Annotated in this window: 17 protein-coding genes and 3 tRNA genes; 2 read left to right on the forward strand and 18 right to left on the reverse strand. The window is 45.1% G+C overall.

Features of this window, described 5'->3' with window-relative positions:
• Positions 1-122: 122 nt before the first annotated feature.
• The 3 genes from GON05_RS26225 to GON05_RS26235 form a co-directional block, all read right to left on the reverse strand.
• On the reverse strand, positions 123-605 hold the full coding sequence (locus tag GON05_RS26225) for an SRPBCC family protein (RefSeq protein WP_157323340.1): 483 nt from the start codon (positions 603-605) through the stop codon (positions 123-125).
• A 31-nt stretch (positions 606-636) separates the two neighbouring features.
• Positions 637-1,965, reverse strand: coding sequence for a DRTGG domain-containing protein (locus GON05_RS26230; RefSeq protein WP_157323342.1), 1,329 nt, complete (start codon positions 1,963-1,965; stop codon positions 637-639).
• A gap of 113 nt (positions 1,966-2,078) precedes the next feature.
• On the reverse strand, positions 2,079-2,279 hold the full coding sequence (locus GON05_RS26235) for a hypothetical protein (protein ID WP_127456559.1): 201 nt from the start codon (positions 2,277-2,279) through the stop codon (positions 2,079-2,081).
• Between the two features lie 240 nt (positions 2,280-2,519).
• Here GON05_RS26235 and GON05_RS26240 point away from each other — a divergent pair, with 240 nt between their 5' ends.
• Positions 2,520-2,927: a cytochrome-c oxidase gene (locus tag GON05_RS26240; protein WP_157323344.1), complete on the forward strand. Its 408-nt coding sequence runs from the start codon at positions 2,520-2,522 to the stop codon at positions 2,925-2,927.
• Between the two features lie 103 nt (positions 2,928-3,030).
• Here the strand turns inward: GON05_RS26240 and GON05_RS26245 are convergent, their stop codons facing one another.
• The 5 genes from GON05_RS26245 to GON05_RS26265 form a co-directional block, all read right to left on the reverse strand.
• Positions 3,031-4,488 carry a sensor histidine kinase gene (locus GON05_RS26245; protein WP_157323346.1) on the reverse strand — a complete coding sequence of 486 codons (1,458 nt, stop codon included), beginning with the start codon at positions 4,486-4,488 and terminating at the stop codon, positions 3,031-3,033.
• A gap of 402 nt (positions 4,489-4,890) precedes the next feature.
• Positions 4,891-5,088, reverse strand: a complete 198-nt coding sequence (tatA, locus tag GON05_RS26250; protein ID WP_127456556.1) for a twin-arginine translocase TatA/TatE family subunit — start codon at positions 5,086-5,088, stop codon at positions 4,891-4,893.
• Positions 5,089-5,141: 53 nt separating this feature from the next.
• Complete coding sequence (tatC, locus tag GON05_RS26255; protein WP_127456555.1) at positions 5,142-5,873, reverse strand: twin-arginine translocase subunit TatC; 732 nt, start codon at positions 5,871-5,873, stop codon at positions 5,142-5,144.
• A gap of 39 nt (positions 5,874-5,912) precedes the next feature.
• Positions 5,913-7,634 carry a GMC family oxidoreductase gene (locus GON05_RS26260; RefSeq protein WP_157323348.1) on the reverse strand — a complete coding sequence of 574 codons (1,722 nt, stop codon included), beginning with the start codon at positions 7,632-7,634 and terminating at the stop codon, positions 5,913-5,915.
• Positions 7,635-7,668: 34 nt separating this feature from the next.
• Positions 7,669-8,448, reverse strand: a complete 780-nt coding sequence (locus tag GON05_RS26265; RefSeq protein WP_157323350.1) for a gluconate 2-dehydrogenase subunit 3 family protein — start codon at positions 8,446-8,448, stop codon at positions 7,669-7,671.
• A 201-nt stretch (positions 8,449-8,649) separates the two neighbouring features.
• Here GON05_RS26265 and GON05_RS26270 point away from each other — a divergent pair, with 201 nt between their 5' ends.
• Positions 8,650-9,018 carry a c-type cytochrome gene (locus tag GON05_RS26270; protein ID WP_157323352.1) on the forward strand — a complete coding sequence of 123 codons (369 nt, stop codon included), beginning with the start codon at positions 8,650-8,652 and terminating at the stop codon, positions 9,016-9,018.
• 41 nt (positions 9,019-9,059) lie between these two features.
• Here the strand turns inward: GON05_RS26270 and GON05_RS26275 are convergent, their stop codons facing one another.
• From GON05_RS26275 to GON05_RS26320, 10 genes are all read right to left on the reverse strand, one after another.
• On the reverse strand, positions 9,060-10,772 hold the full coding sequence (locus tag GON05_RS26275; protein WP_157323354.1) for an adenine deaminase C-terminal domain-containing protein: 1,713 nt from the start codon (positions 10,770-10,772) through the stop codon (positions 9,060-9,062).
• Between the two features lie 21 nt (positions 10,773-10,793).
• The gene (locus tag GON05_RS26280) at positions 10,794-11,855 is read right to left on the reverse strand and encodes an ABC transporter ATP-binding protein (RefSeq protein ID WP_157323356.1); all 1,062 of its coding nucleotides are present in this window, start codon (positions 11,853-11,855) and stop codon (positions 10,794-10,796) included.
• Positions 11,856-11,870: 15 nt separating this feature from the next.
• On the reverse strand, positions 11,871-12,659 hold the full coding sequence (locus GON05_RS26285; protein WP_157323358.1) for an ABC transporter permease: 789 nt from the start codon (positions 12,657-12,659) through the stop codon (positions 11,871-11,873).
• A gap of 4 nt (positions 12,660-12,663) precedes the next feature.
• On the reverse strand, positions 12,664-13,485 hold the full coding sequence (locus GON05_RS26290) for an ABC transporter permease (protein ID WP_127456548.1): 822 nt from the start codon (positions 13,483-13,485) through the stop codon (positions 12,664-12,666).
• Between the two features lie 27 nt (positions 13,486-13,512).
• Positions 13,513-14,445, reverse strand: coding sequence for a nucleoside hydrolase (locus GON05_RS26295; protein WP_157323360.1), 933 nt, complete (start codon positions 14,443-14,445; stop codon positions 13,513-13,515).
• 74 nt (positions 14,446-14,519) lie between these two features.
• A complete protein-coding gene (locus GON05_RS26300) occupies positions 14,520-15,614 on the reverse strand; it encodes an ABC transporter substrate-binding protein (protein ID WP_157323362.1) in 1,095 nt (364 codons plus the stop codon).
• Positions 15,615-15,870: 256 nt separating this feature from the next.
• Positions 15,871-16,221: a DUF2294 domain-containing protein gene (locus GON05_RS26305; protein ID WP_127456545.1), complete on the reverse strand. Its 351-nt coding sequence runs from the start codon at positions 16,219-16,221 to the stop codon at positions 15,871-15,873.
• A 280-nt stretch (positions 16,222-16,501) separates the two neighbouring features.
• Positions 16,502-16,583: transfer RNA gene (locus GON05_RS26310), tRNA-Leu, on the reverse strand.
• A 15-nt stretch (positions 16,584-16,598) separates the two neighbouring features.
• Positions 16,599-16,670, reverse strand: a tRNA-Gln gene (locus GON05_RS26315).
• 17 nt (positions 16,671-16,687) lie between these two features.
• Positions 16,688-16,760, reverse strand: a tRNA-His gene (locus GON05_RS26320).
• Positions 16,761-16,924: the final 164 nt, after the last annotated feature.

Raw genomic sequence — 16,924 nt, forward strand, 5'->3', positions numbered from 1 at the left:
GTTAAGTCTATTATTGGGGTCACTTAACGATGTGTCCACTTCTAATTCTAGCCGCACTGTGTCCGTTAGAGAGTCGGGGAAGCGGCAGCGCACCAGGCCAACTGTTCCGATCAGCCTACCTATCAACCAACCTGTTTCACCAGCTCACCATACTGCTCGTACCATTTCTTCCACTCATCCATCGGGAATTCCATCGCTTGCCCATCCAGCAGCGCAGCCATCATGTCCAGACAAACATGCCAGCCGGCTAAGTCCTTTGGAGTGTGGTCCGTCATCGTGCCAATGAATTCTTTTAAAACAAGCAAAGAACCTTCTGATCTTGCCGAAACTTCAAACCGGACACGATCCTTCCCCCACGTGAATTCCAATACGGAAAGCGGCTCATAATCGGTAATCTCCATATCAATCAAAGTACCCGAGCCATCTTTCATATCAAATTTCATATGGCCACCCTTGCGCAGATCATCGGCTTGAAGATTGGCCATCCATTTCTCTAGGCGCTCATTGTCGGTAAGGGCTGCCCAAACCTCGCTGACAGCATGCCCAAGCGGACGATCGAACTGTGCGATAAACCCGTTATCCTTTTTATGAATCGAAGCAAGCATGTGCATATCCTCCTTTGATTTTAATTCAATTTTATAGGATGCGTGCCGTAAACATCGATCTGGCCACCCTGGCTCCATTCGCCGTGATTTCCATATCAATTTTACAGAATCGGCGCGTCATTTCCACAATCGTCGGCACAATTTCAAAGACCTCGTCCATTTGCATCGGAATCAGAAAATAACTGGATGAGCTATCCAGAATGAGATCGCCCTTCTTATGCTCTTTCACCGTGCGATAGGCCGCACGAATCATAATCGTGGTGAGCACCCCCTCCGATACCAAACCCTCGAAGTTCGTCATTTGAGGCGTAATCGTGCCTCTGAAAGACAACTTGCCCTCGGCATCGCGCACTTCGTCGATCCCTGCATAGATCTGCACCTCGAACGTCTCTGCGTTCTGCGGCTGCTGCTGCATATGCTGCATTGCCTTCATGACATCTTTGCGGCTAATGACGCCGATCATTTTCCGCTCGTTATCAATAACAGGCAGCAGTTCAATCCCTTCCCACACCATCATGTGCCCTGCTGAAGCGACCGATGTTTTCAAATTAATCATAAGCGGATTCGGCGTCATTAAGCTGCTGATGAGTTGGCTCGGCTTCGCACCAACAATATCCTTGGTGGTAATCATCCCAATGGGCACCCTTTTGCCGTCGATGACAGGATAGCGCGTGTGCATGGTTTTCTCCGCCAGCTTTTGCATATCTTTGACGGTGTCCGTTCCTTCCAGCGAGTAAATCGGACTGTCCTTCCGCATGATGTCACCGACCATCAGTATCTTCTTCTTAATCAGCCTGTCTTCCATCGCGCGATTGATCATCGTAGCCACCGTGAACGTATCAAAAGAACTCCCGATAATCGGCAGGTGAAGTTCATCTGCCAGCTCTTTGACTTCAGGCGTCGTATCGAACCCGCCCGTAATCAGCACCCCGGCTCCTTGGCTCAGTGCGCACATATGGGCTTGCACGCGATTACCGACAATTAGCAAGTTGCCCGCTTCAATGTATTTCAGCATCGCTTCCAGCTGCATAGCGCCAATTACGAACTTGTTCAGTGACTTATGTATGCCTGTTGATCCTCCAAGAACAACGCCTTCCACCACATTCACGATTTCTGCGAACGTTAACTTATCGATGACGGGCTCTTCTTTTTTCTCCATGCGTATCGTACCGATTCGGCGTTTGGTGCTGACTAGCCCGATATTTTCCGCCTCTTTGATGGCCCGATAAGCCGTTCCTTCACTCACATCCAAATCTTGAGCAATTTGCCGAACAGACAGCTTGGTGCCGACAGGCAAAGATTCAATATACTTCGTAATTTGTTCATGCTTCGTATGCAGCTCCGAATGGCCTGTGCTCATCGTTCACACCTCGCTGAACTGTGCTATAACATTGAAATAAGTATAGTCTATTCAACTGGAAAAAGTAAGCAATGGGCCCCATCAGCCGCTACACAATATAAAAACCTGCCGGGTTACCCGACAGGCTCTGTGTCATAATCAAATCCGTAATAAAGTGCCAAGGCTACTGGTGATATGGGATAAAAAGCTGTTTCTCCACACTCCTCGTGTTCTCTTCGTTCCTGCCGATTCGCCATAACTCTCTGAAAGTCGTAGGTGCGGTGGCGTGGAACCTTTTTACTCTCGAACTCCATCGAAGATGCCAAGCTGCTCATAACATGCTCCCCCTTCATCATGCCGATTAATGTATTACTACATTAAACACAATTACAATATATTATATAAATAATGAAATAATATGTGAAACAATGCCAAATATTTAATTTATTTTATAACAATGTACCGTCTAATCCGTTTAATAAAATATTTCATCCAATTTGATTCCTCGTGACTTGTATTTCGTTGTATATAGCATACAATAAGTGTGAAGTAAAAATTTGGAGGGGATTCGCTGAATGGCTAAGACATTTTTGAAAATTGCTGCGATTTACATCACGCTCGCTGTTCTACTGGGAATGTTGATGGGCATTATTCAAGATTTTAGACTGGCCTCGGTCCATGCGCACTTGAATTTGCTAGGTTGGGTTTCGATGGCGCTCTTCGGTCTCATCTATCACTTCTATCCGCATGCATCAGAAACGCGCCTTGCCAAACTTCACTTCTGGTTACATAACATTGGCTTGCCTCTTATGCAGGGTGGACTCGCGATTGAGATTATTTCCGGCAATTCCGCCATGCTCCCGCTTGTCATTGTCAGCTCCTTGCTTGTCGTTATCGGCATCATCCTCTTTACGATAAACTTGTTCCTGCAGCTTGGAAGATCAGCTGTGAAACAAGCGAACAAAAAGGATTTGCCCGGCTAAGCCTATAAATAAGCCAAACCTCGACCATCCTTCGCGGAGTGTCGAGGTTTTGTTGTGAAATTGATTATATCGTGACCAATCCTAACAGTGTAATCATGTATTCTTAAATCCTAGTTCCAGTATAAATAGGCAACCAAATCTTAAAGATTGACCCCTTACCTTTAGAACTAGTAACTTCGACAAATCCCTCATGCTCATCTAATATCCATTTTGCAATCGATAACCCTAATCCGGTTCCTGGGGTTTTTCCTCTAGAAGAGTCCGCTCGGTAAAATCTATCAAAAATATGGTTTAATTCATCCTTATCCATTCCGATACCGGTATCCTTAATAAACAATCCTATTTTATTTCCAATCCTTTCGAATTCCATCTTTACAGACCCTTGATATGTAAACTTAAAAGCATTATCAATAAAAATGAAAAGCAATTGCTGCAAATAATCCCTGTCGGCCAAAATATAGATTCCGAACAAAGACTCCATGTTTCCGACCGCCCATTCAACTGATTTTGGCATAAACTCAGACTTTCTTATTACTGTTTCAACAATAGGCTGTAGTTCATAAACTTCTTTATTTATCTGAAAACCTCCATCCGCTCTCGCCAGTGACAATAGATCGTTCACAAGTCTCCCCATCCTCAATGACTCGTCTGTAATGTCATTTAGTGCCTCTAAAGAAATTTCGATTTCTTGTTTTTCAGGTAGATCATACAGTTTTTGATGCAAAGATTTCATCAGTTTAACAAGAAATTCAGCATTTCCACTAATAGTTGTAAGGGGCGTTCTAAGCTCATGGGAGGCATCAGCAACAAATTTTCTTTGAATGACTGATGATTGTTCTAACTCACCATAAATTGAGTCTATACGTTCTAACATGCTATTCATCGTTTCACTAAGGAGTCCAATTTCATCCTGAGGACCTTTATGATTTATTCTTGTTGAAAAGTCTTCACTATTTTTAATATTTTTTGTTGCGTTAATTAAAGTATATATTGGTTTTAAGGCTTTTCTAGAAAAGAACCATCCCATAAACATCGCGAGCAGTACCACAAAAACTGATAACATAACAAGTATCCACTGCAGACTAGAAAGGAAATTAGTTATAACACCAACGTTATATGCCGCCTGTAGAACTCCAACTATCTTTCCATTTAATATTAGTGGATCACTGTATATTAAAAAAGGTGAGTTATGAATACTTACTGAAGAATAGAAACCTTCTTTTTTCTTTTGCAAATCCTCCGTTGAAAATGGAAGATCCACATTCCATAAATTAGATGATTTTGTTGTGTAGCCACTAGTGAAATTAGTTATTTGCATAAAAATACCGGAGCCAACCGCATCAAAATCATCAAGCCGAAAAAATAAATTCCAACCATTAGGGGAACGTTCTATTTGATATGCTACGTTCTTTTGTATAAGATCTGTCTGCTCCCTTAGTGATTTTTTTAAATCATTAAATATATAAAATTGCAAAAAAAAGTAGAGTGATATACCAAAAACTAATAATACGAATCCCAGAATAGTTGAATAAAGTAAGGTTAGTCTTAAACGAATCGTCATTTGTTTTACCACATCCACGACAAATTTATAACCTTAATTATCCATATTTAAATTAATTTAATATTAATATAAAATGAATTTTCTTAGGTGGATAAACAGCCTTCAAAAAACAAAAAAAACCGCCAGGGATTCCACACCCTGACGGTCCTTTAAGCGAACATCCCCATATCCAAGGGAACTATAGTCCCTTATTCGGAGCAAAAAGAGCTGTTTCCTTTTTAATCGGAACTACAGGCTCTTATTTGTCTCCCATGGCGCATTTTTCAGTTCAAATTCATAAAATAGAGGATCGTAGTTCCCCTACTTCATGAAAAGTGTTCCATTTCATCAAAATAGGGAACCATAGTTCCCTTCCCCCCATTTGATGTGTCACCTCATCTTCCATTCGACCGACTCACCATCTCAAAAAGGCTTCTTCCCCTCATTTTCAATCAGATGCTCACGTTCGCCCTCATCCATAATATTACGCGTTGAATTGCGGAACTCTCGCAGCGTATCGCCAAATGCTCTTCCAAGCTGCGGCAATTTGGACGGGCCGAAGACGATTAAAGCAATCGCCAAAATCAAGATTAAACCTGATACACCAATATTGTTAAACATACGTATCCTCCTTTTATAAAAACTTTGCTACTTATCAGACTGGCTTGTCTCCCTCAACTATTCTCTAGCCTACCTTGCCTCATCGCTCTCCACTGCCAGTTGGAAGCCAACGCGCTGATCTCAAACAACAACAGCAAGGGCACGGTAACCGACAGATGTGAAACCATATCCGGAGGCGAAATGCAGGAGCCTGTAATCGTTAAAGCGATGTACGCGTATTTCCTGGACATTTTCAAGCGCTCCGGCGTCAGCAGTCCTATTTTGGTCAGAAAGAGAAGAATCACAGGCAGTTCGAACGCGATCGCCATCGGAAATACGATTTGGAACAGAAACCCAAAATACCGGTCAATGCCGTACGTTTCCACCGCGCCAATCGTTTGATTCATGCGCATCATAAAGCGAACCATCATGGGGAAGACGACCCAATAACTGAACGCTACCCCGATAATGAAAAGCGCAAAAGCCACCGGGATGTAGGGAAGAGCGCTTTTGGACTCCGCTTCTGTCAGCCCTGGCCTGACGAATGCCCACAATTGATAGAGCATCACCGGCACGGTAAACAATAAAGCGAAGAGAAAAGCGCACTTCATATAGATCATCAGCCCATCTGTAAACGAGAACACATTCCACTTAATCTCACCGATCATAGGCTGCGTCTTCAAATACAGCAAAATGTCACTGGACAGATATAGCCCCGCGCAAAGCATAACCAGAAACCAAGCAAACACAATAATCAACCGCTTGCGAACCTCAGTGAGATGCAAAATCAAATCTTCTTGCCCCATCTGATCCCTCCGATCTATAGGGTCATGTCGGCAGCTTGTTTAAACGACCATTCCGCCTTGTTTCAAATATTTCGCGATCCCTTCAACGGCTCTATATGCAAGAGCTCCAACCGTCCCAGTCGGGTTATATCCGCTGTTATGTGCAAATGCTGACGCTCCGACAACAAATACATTTTCTGCATCCCACATTTGCAAATAGGAATTAACAGCTGAAGTTGAAGGGTCCGAACCCATGATCACACCGCCGGTGTTATGCGTGGACTGATACGGCACAATGTTGTAAGGCCCGAGCTGGTCCGATGAACCAATACTTGTTGGATTCATTTCCTTCATAATTTCAGCGGCTTTACCGCTCACGAATTTGATCATTTGCCGATCCTGTTCTTCAAAATCAAACGTAATTCGCGGCAGCGGGAGCCCATAGGCATCTTTATAGGTAGGATCCAGATCAACATAGTGATGCTTCCAAGGCAGACTTGATCCTTGCGGGGATACAGCTAAGACGCTGTTCGCGTATTTTAGAGATTTCTGTTTAAAATCTTTCCCCCACGCAGGCGTGCCTTTCGGAACGGAGTTGGTAGCAATCGGCCGTTGTCCGGTTTGTGAAATCCGAATACCAGCTCCATGAAGGAAATTAAGACTGCTGTGGTCAAAATTATCTCCATTAAAGTCCGGAATCTCCATACCCAGCGATCCGGCACCGGCAAACAAATTAAATTCTTTGTCATCAAAAAATCCGGTCGCCGAGCCGCCGTTCGTTTGGTAGCAGTAATTTTTGCCGATTACTCCTTTACCGGAGGCTGGATCATATGGTTTACCCAATTTGGAAGTCAGCAGGAGCTTAATGTTGTTGAACACATAGCTGGCCATAATGACCACATCAGCAGGCTGTTCGAACTGTTCTCCTGTCACTGTGTTGACGTACACAACACCGCTAGCTTTTTTGCCGTCATTTAACACTTGGATCACATTCGAGTAAGATCGCAGTTCGAAATTACCCGACTTCTGAGCAATCGGCAGCACAGTCACCACGGCATCCGCTTTGGCTCCATATTCACAACCAAAACGTTCGCAATATCCGCAATACTGGCATGCCGCTCGGGTGATACCGTCCGGGTTCGTATATTGTTCCGAAAGATTCGCAGACGGCATCATGTAGGGGTGATAACCCAGTTTTTTCGTCGCATCCTCGAACAATTTCAGAACCGGCGTTTTCACCATAGCCTTGGTTGGAAACGGATTCGAACGCTTGCCCACCATCGGATTCTGGTCCGGGTCCCCCGAGATGCCAGCCAGCTTTTCAAATTTATCGAAATAAGGCTCTAATTGGTCATATGTAATACCCCAGTCCTGGATGGTCATTCCGTCCGGGATTTTCTGCTTGCCGTACCTCTCGACCGTTTTGCTGTAGATTTCAAAATCGTACGGAAGAAACCGGTACGTTTGTCCATTCCAGTGAATGCTCGACCCGCCAAGCCCTTCACCAAGCAAAAAGGAACCATATTCTCGCATGGGGACTGCCGCTACTTTATCCGTATTACGGAACGTCACCGTTTCTTTGGATAGATCCTGCATCAGATCGTATCTGGAGGCGTATCGCAGCTCGTCATGCACCATGTAGTAATCCTTAGTGTCTCTTGGCTTTCCCCGCTCCAAACCAACCACCTTGACTCCTTGCTTGGACAGCTCGGCAGCGATAATGCCCCCGACCCATCCCATTCCAACAATAACTACCGGAACTTTTGGCATTTTAGTAGCCATGTGCTTTATTCCCTTCCCTCATTGGATTTCACATTTAATGAACAAAATGATCATGCAAGCTCCGCGGTTCCATAACGGCGAATTGATCTTTGTCCATGATATTGGTATAGCTCATTTGGTTGCCCGGATATTTGCGCATTTTCCAGCCCTGCATATCCTTATTCCCACCGTACAGCGGGTCTGAATACACGCCCTCCATCACGAGCACACGGAATTGGTTGAAAAAGGTTTTACCCGTTACGCCATTTACCACATTAATTTCGCCTTTTTCCATCGAGGTCAGGATCGCATCCTGTTCCTCAGGAGCCAACTCCACGAAGGATTTGGTATATTTCGACTTGCTCGTTTCCTCCATGCTCTGCAGGCCCATCGTAATCAACTCGTGGCGCTGAATACTTAAGTAGTCGCCTTGCGTCGCTTCCCCTTTCACAAAGGGACCCGTCCGATACGTGCGGGCATTCACTCCCCATGGGCTTGCCAACTGATGATCGATGTAAAAGGCAACTCCTAAGTCCGTCGCCCCGGGACCGCTGTCATCTTTGGGGAAAATGCGTTCAGCCGCAGCTTCCGTCATTTGCAGCTGAGCCTGATTGAAGAACATAGGCGCTCTGTTGTAGTCCATTCCGGCTTGAGCTTGCGGGGATGCCGATGGTGATGGCGAAGGGGTTGGCGTCGTGGACTTTTTGGTAAATCCACCGGAAATCGCACTGCCAATCACTCCTCCGACCACCACTCCACCTATGGCGGTACCGGTATATTTTAGGAAACTGCGTCGCGACTGGTCAGGAGAATTTTCCACATTTTTCTCAGCCATTTGATTGCCTCCTTGGAATTTTATGAACGATAGGTTAGTTATGGTAGTTATGGATATCATGAGCTCAGACCCGTTATCTTATTCATTGTTGTATGAAAAATTAGCAATTCGGGCAATGTAAATTTACAGTCATTATGCAGATTTTGCATGCAACCAGTGGCTGTCTTGCACTTGAACCTATGTATATGAGGAGAAGTTCACATGAAGAAAACGCTATTAGTCCTCTCGCTGCTGCTCGCCAGTTCTTTAGCTGCTTGCGGCAAAACCGAAACAAAACCGAGCCCGGCCGCTTCTGCAAGCCCTGCCGTGTCAGCTAGCCCGTCTGCGAGCACAGGGACTACAACGAAGGTGGAAGCATCCGCTGTGTTCAAAGCTAACTGTGTTAGCTGCCATGGCGTCAACTTGGAAGGTGCCGTAGGACCTAATCTTCAAAAAGTAGGCAGCAAGCTGTCTAAGGACCAAGTTGCTTCAACGGTGACAAACGGGAAAGGCGCAATGCCTAGCTTCAAAGGCAAGTTATCCGATGATGAAATTTCATCCCTCGCTACTTGGCTTGCCGACAAGAAATAAACACAAAAAATCCCGCCTCATAATGAGTGCGGGATTTTATATTAATTAGAGACGATTAGCGGTACGACTTTGCCGCTGTTCACGTCGATTAGACCGTGGTCGGTAATTTTCAAAGCAGGACTTACAGGTAAAGAATGCGTGCTGATCGACATAATAGGATTATAATGATAGTAGCCTAATGATTCCATCGCTTTACGCAGATGTTCTACTTCTTTAGCAACTTGCTCAAGTGGAGCTTCCGTCAAAATCCCGCCAACAGGCAGCTTAAGAGAAGCGATGACTTTTCCGTCTTCTACGACGCTAAAGCCCCCCTGATTGTTAATCACTTCGTTCGCCGCGATGACCATATCCTGAGGATTGTGACCGACAACAAGTAAATTATGATTATCGTGGGAGTACGTCGTCGCCACAGCTCCGCGTTTAATCGTATCGCCGCCAATTAAACCATAAGCGCGATTTCCGTTTTTACCATAGCGTTCAAAAGTAGCAATAAGTCCTTTTCCACTATCCTGCCACATAAGTTCACCAGAACGGACATGAACCTCCGTATGATGTTCTTCTGTAAAGGTAGAGCCGTTTTTCACCATCATGACACGGCAGGCATATGAACCGTCCTCTACGTCTACGTTAACTGAGAAATCCGCTTCTGTTAACGGCGACATCTGGACGCTTTGATAATAATGCGGCGGAAAAGCAGGTTCGTTCGTGACTGACGTATAAGCCTCTCGAACATCATAAACCTTGCGTCCGTGCTTGAACACTTGGTCAATTGTCAGAAGCTCCAGATCAGAAATCAACTGGAAATCGCCGACTTTGCCCGGTGCAATAACACCGCGATCATACATCCGCATTCTTTTGGCCGGAGAAAGGGTACTGGCATAGATCGCATGCTCAGGCTTCATGCCCATCTCGATGGCTTTACGCACAATGTGATTCAAGTGACCGCGCCGCTCGAAGGAATCCGCCATGACATCGTCGGTAACAAAGCAAAAATGCTCCGATACTTCATGCTCGATCAAATAATCCATCACTTCAGATGTCATTGATTTCTCTTGAATTTCAATAAACATGCCCGCAGCGATTCTGGCTTCCATCCCCTCAATCGTCTGATGCGTGTGATCGGAGTCGACTCCGCTGTAAATCATCTTATGCAAGTCCAAATCCAGCAACTTCGGCACATGCCCCTCAATAATAAGGTGAGGATAGTGTTTGCGAATATGGTTGATAATCTGATTTGTTTTGCAGTCCGGATCGGTGATGACATCCACGAAGTTCATAATTTCACCTAAGCAAATAATGCGCTCCGTCCGCAAAAGCTCATCCATATCCTCGATTTCAATCGAGCCGCCGGACGTTTCCATCGATGTGGCAGGAACCGAACTAGGAAGAGCATAGAACATGTCCGCTACACAATTCTGGCTTGCTTTGATAAATTCTTTGACCCCGTCTAATCCGAAAACATTAGCAATTTCATGCGGCTCGGGAACAATCGTCGTAACCCCATTGCGAATAAGGCCGTACGAGAATGTCTCCGGAGTGACCATTGTGCTTTCAATGTGCAGATGGATGTCAATGAGCCCTGGAATCATGTAGCGCCCTTGCCCGTCCAAACGTTCGGCAGCTGCAAAACTTTCAGCACCTTTAGTCCCTATATATAGAAACTTGCCATCCAGAATGGCTGCATTACCTTCAATGAATGTTTTAAAATAACTATTATAAATCTTTACATTTTCGATCAGTAAATCAACCTGCATATGCCTTTCCCTCCAAGTACACTACTCTACTAGAACCAATTTCTCGCTTGGAAAATGAAGCCGAACCTCTTGCCCGCTCGGATACGGGAGTTCCATTTCTTTATTGACTGTAATGTCTCCGAGCATCGTCTGAACGACGTATTGATAGCTTCTGCCTAAAAAGGTGCTCACTTTCACACGTCCTGTCACTACATTGGGACCTTCCTCGATCTCTCCCGGCATACCTAGAAGGACATCATCCGGACGAATAGCGCCTTGCATCCCGACCTGCTCTCCCTTACTGGCATGCTTGGTTACAGTGAACATATGATCTTTCACTTTCAGGGCAATCACTTCTTTTTCATCATACCTGGTGTCAAAAGAGATAAAATTCGTGAAACCAATAAAACGAGCTACGAACTCCGTTTTGGGATATTTGAAAATCGTCGCTGGAGCGCCCAGCTGCTCAATAATCCCTTTGTTCATAATGGCCACCTGATCCGAGATAGAGAAGCACTCCTCCTGATCATGCGATACATAGACGGTAGTGATACCAAGTTCCTGCTGAATACGGCGAATCTCAACACGCATATTGATGCGCAGATTAGCGTCCAGATTGCTTAGGGGCTCGTCGAAAAGCAGCAGCTCAGGTTCGATGACTAGCGCCCGGGCAATGGCCACCCGCTGTCTTTGACCGCCTGAAAGTTCTTTCGGATAACGCTTCTCGAAGCCGGACAAGCTTACCGTTTCCAGAATACTGCGAACACGTCGATCAAGCTCCGCCCCGCCTACCTTCCGAAGACGCAGGCCGAAAGCCACATTATCGTAGATGGACAAGTGCGGGAACAGCGCATAACTCTGGAAAACGAAGCCGAAGTTACGCTTGCTGACGGGAATTCGCGTGTAATCCTTCCCATTTAAAGCAAATTTGCCTGATTTAGCTTCCAAAAAACCGGCGATGAGCCGCAAGGTCGTCGTTTTCCCGCATCCGCTTGGACCGAGTAGCGATATTAAATTTCCTTTTTCTACACTTAAATTGAAGTCCTTCAAAATATATTGCTGGTCGTAGGCAACCGAAATATTTTCCAAAGTAAGCAATGCCATGGATGAAAGCCTCCGTTATCGTTTGGTGAAGTAGGATAAACCCATCAACCGTTCAATGATGAACATAAGTACCGCAGTTAAAATCATAAGTAAAACCGAAATAGCAGCAATCGTAGGGTCAAAATGGTTCTCCACGTACGTCAGCATCTGAATAGGCAGCGTGCTGATTCCGGGACCCGTCATAAAGACCGAGATGTCGACATTATTAAAAGATTCCAAAAATGCAATCAGAACAGCTGCAATAATACCTGATTTAATGTTCGGCAGGACCACTTTAAAGAACGTTTTCAGCCGTCCGGCGCCAAGACTTAAAGCAGCTTCCTCTACCGCGAAATCGAAGTTAGATAAGCTTGATGCAACGACGCGGATAATGAATGGAAGCATGATCACCGTATGCCCAATCAGCAGAGCTGCATAGATCGGAAGGTTATACGTGACGATAAGATATCTCAGCATCGTAAAACCAAGGACGATGCCGGGAATCAACACAGGGGAAATAAAAACGGCATTCAGCGCCTCTTTCCCTTTAAACGTAAACCGGCTTAACGCGTACGCCGCTGGTATTCCAAGCAGCAAAGCAAACAAATTACCGATCAGCGATACAATAATAGAGGTACCCGCGGTTGTCATGAACATCTTAACTTCCCAAATGTTGCGGTACCATTTCAACGAAAATCCTGTCGGTGGGAATTTCAGTACACTCCCTGGCTCAAATGAAGCAAATGCTATAATAACGAGCGGCCCGAGCAAGAAAATATAGACAAGAAGGGTGAAAAACGCCAGCCCTCGATTCTTTTCCCGCATACTTCTACCCCTTCGGATTTAATTTAGTCGCCAGTTTATTCATAAGCGCGATGACGACGAAGGTAATCACGATCATAATCACGGCTATGACGGAGGCAAGATGCCAGTCGTTAAGCGTAATCGCATTCTGATAAAGGAAAGTGGAGATAACCCGCTGCTTGCCACCGAGCAAAGCAGGCGTTGTATATGCCGTCAAACTGCCGACAAAAACAAGAATACTTCCTATGATTAATCCGGGAACGCTGAGTGGTACAATGACCTTCACGAAGGCTTTAAATCGGTTAGCCCCCAAGCTCTCCGCTGCTTTGATCAGATCCGGATCTATATTCTCAAGAACACCGACCAACGTAATAAGGATGAGCGGTAAAAACAAATGGATGAGACCGATCATCATGGCCGTTGGCGTGTACAAAATATCCAGTGGTTCCTTAATGAGACCGATCGCGATCAGAGCGTTGTTGAGTAACCCTTTTTTACCTAAAATAATCATCCAACTAAACGATCTAACGACAGAGCTTGTTAGCAGTGGGAAAATGGCGAGCGCAAGCAAAATCGCCTTCTGTCTCGGTCCTTGTTTGGATATAAAATAGGCTACCGGGAACCCCAGGATGATACAGAGAATCGTGGTTACCAAGCTGACACGCAGCGTCGTCCATACAATTTTGAGGAAGTAGGGGTCTTTGAAAAAATTTAAATACCCTGCAAAGGTAAATGTTCCTTTATCGAAAAAGGTCGAACCTATCGTAAGAAGGATCGGAACTACCATGAAAACCGTCAGGAATAATACGCCTGGCAGCAATAGTAATAATAAGTACGTTTTTTTCATGCAGCTATACTCCTGTTCCTTGGTTCGCTATGCACGTAACGTGCGGATAAAAAGTTCGAGAAATTCGTCAGCCCCAACCTCGGTGCATACGTGCACGTTGGCCGCTTTGGACAAGCGATTCTGGAAATCGCATACCGTTTGCCCATCGCATAGCTCACTCTTGGTTTCTACATCGACGTAGTACTTGCGGGTAGTGACCAGCTGTTTATTTAAAGCTACTCCGACAGCAAGAGGATCATGAAGCGCGCAAGCTCTAACACCATTGCGTTCATAGTAACGCTCCATATATTCCGCAGTGCTCTCCTTCACATATCGGGCTATTGGCGAGTCACCGAGTGCACGGATATGGTCATCTGTCAGCAGCGCTTTCCTTGTTACATCCAACCCGACAAGCGTCAGGTCTGGAAAACCTGCCTGGAATACGATTTTGGCCGCTTCCGGATCAACGTACATGTTGAACTCCGCTGTAGGCGTCACATTGCCGAATCCTTGAACGACACCGCCCATCACAATCACTTCTTTCACCTGATGAACCAGCTCCGGATACTTCATAACCGCCAATGCCAGATTCGTCAGTGGAGCCGTCATAACCAACGTGACCTCTCCCGCATGCTGTTTCACTTGTTCCACGATGAAATCAACGGCATGCCCGTCCGCTGCCTCCACGTGAACCGGCATGTCAAGTAATGCCCCGCCAAGCCCATCCTTACCATGGACGCGGTGCTCAAAGAACGTCGGGCGCATCAAAGGTTTATTCGCGCCTTGAATGACACGAATCTCATGTTCCTTCTCCAGTAATTGGAGAATTTTGCATGTATTCTTGGTCGCTTGGTCCAGCGATACGTTTCCATTCACCGTAGTGATGCCTAGTACGTCCATTTCTCCGCTTCGTACAGCAAGCAGGATGCCTAACGCATCATCGATCCCTGTATCCACGTCGAGGATGACTTTCTTTTTCATAACCAAGCCCCCTTCAGGTCCTTTTAAGAAAACAAAGGTATACACCCAAGCATATACCCTTGTCCACTTTGATATTATTGAGCAACTTCCTTGTTCCAACGGTCAATCCAAGATTTAAGATGCTCATTCACGAATTTCATATCCATCTTGATCAGCTTGTTTACAACATCAGCGCCATACGTAATCCCTTGAGCTTCATCAGCTGAAAGCTGCAGCGTCGTGTTTACAGGTGAATCCACTTTTGCTTTCGCAGATTTCTCTTGTACCTCTTTGCTCAAATGCCAGTTGATGAAGTCTTCCGCTAGCTGCTTATTTTTGCTTCCTTTAATAACGTTGACCGTATTCATTACGGCATATGCCCCTTCTTTCGGGGAGATGAACTTCGTATCCGGTACAGCCGCTTTCAAATCCTTCACATACATCTCCATGATCGGACCCGCAGCAATTTCACCTTGTGCGAACATATTCACGAATTCAGAAGTTTGTCCATAGTACTTGACGACTCCTTTATTCAGCTCCTTCACCTTGGTGAAAGCTTGGTCCTCGTTGAACTTTGCATTACCGGATACCAGTGACGCCGCATCCAGCACCATTGGACCTGTAGTAGACGTAATGTTTGGCAGCGTCAGCTTCTTGGAGAGTTCAGGACTCCACAGGTCGCTCCACGACGTGATCTCTTTGCCTACTGCTTTCGGATTGTAAGCAATTCCGAAACGGCCAACGGTATAGGCAGGACCATAGTCCTCACCAAGCGGTGCTTTCGCAATATCGTAGATATCTTTTAAATTCGGAATACGACTGCGGTCGATTTTTTCAAAAAGTCCTGCTTCAATTCCTTGCTGTGCATAGTAGTCGGATAAATAAATAAGATCGACTTTGGAACTGCCTTGTTTCACTTTGTTTAAACGTTCGGAGTTATTGCCGATTTCCAAAACAATCTTCACATTATGCTCTTTCTCAAAAGGTGCATATACTTCTTTCTTGAAGAAATCATCGGAAAAACCCCAAGTGGAAATAACCAATTGTGTAGGTTCCCCTGATGTTCCCGCAGGTGAAGCTGTTGCGGTTCCAGTATTTCCCTGATCTTTCGCAGGTGCGGTACCGCATCCCGTCAAAGCCAGTCCTACTACAGATAAAGAAATCAAACCACGAAGCATTTTTTGTTTCATCGTTAACATCCTCCCAATATCATATATATAATTTGTAGCGCAAATCCCTTTGTTAAATTTTTACTAGTATGCTACACGGGCTTACAAATATATGCCGCGCTCTTGCTAAGACCTGAAAAAAATAGAAAAGTGCCCTTGATAGAAGATACCTTCTAACAAGAGCACTTTTCATCGTAAACAATGGAAAGAGACATCAAGTGATATTCAAGCGGGTATGCCCTTAAGATAGATCAAAAGAGATACACCGTGGTCTAGACTATTTAGTTGGTTTAAGAATAATGTTCGTGATGGCCCATTGCGTCGGCGGATCATAGTCTCTTAACACCGCATCCATGGACAACCCTAGTTCTTGCTCCAGCTTTTCCCGGATTCTCTTCTTGTAAATCGAGGACATGTAAAAATCGACCTCGTGTTTAAGCGTAGGAGCCTCTCCTTCTAAAGCCGTTGAGCGGGGCGACCGACGATGCTTGGCATGAAACGTAATGATATTCTGATCCAAGGAAACCTTCAGCAAGGTGGTACCAAAACCGAATAATTCTTTGGATATCTCGTTATACAGGTGACACAGCTTCTTCTTGTATTCATTAGAATCATCCGGTACGGACATTAAATCACCTTCAAGAGGAATAATTGATCTGTATTTTTTCGAGCTATATTAATAATACATAGGATTCCTTAATTAATCAAGGTTATTGTTCGTGATTTTATATGGAATTTAACGTAAATCGACCTAATCTCATGTAGAATATCCGTTTTTCCGAATGTCTTTCTTTAAATTGATAGAATCAATTAGCAGCAATTGGATATAGGAGGTTTCTCGTTATTTTGTGATTCTGTTATAAAACAAAAAAACCTTACATATGTAAGGTTTTCTCGTAAAACTGGGATGCGGTCGGAGGGATTTGAACCCTCACGCCTTGTGAGCGCCACCCCCTCAAGATGGTGTGTCTGCCGTTCCACCACGACCGCTTAAAGGAAAGTAAACTGGGGATCTAGGATTCGAACCTAGGCATGACGGAGTCAAAGTCCGTTGCCTTACCGCTTGGCTAATCCCCAATAAGATAAGGGAAAAGGGCGACCGATGGGACTTGAACCCACGAATGCTGGATCCACAAACCAGTGCGTTAACCCCTTCGCCACGATCGCCACAGTAGGGATTTATTCCCTGAAGACTAGATACGAAACTTGCGTAAAGGTTTGATTCTTAGGTTTTTTTCTTTGGGCAAATCTGAGAGACTTTGAACTACGTTCAAAGATCCCTATATTAGGTTAAGCCCTCGACCGATTAGTATTCGTCAGCTGCATGCATT

The organism is Paenibacillus anseongensis (genome assembly GCF_009757995.1).
In the GTDB taxonomy this organism is placed as follows: domain Bacteria; phylum Bacillota; class Bacilli; order Paenibacillales; family NBRC-103111; genus Paenibacillus_E; species Paenibacillus_E chondroitinus.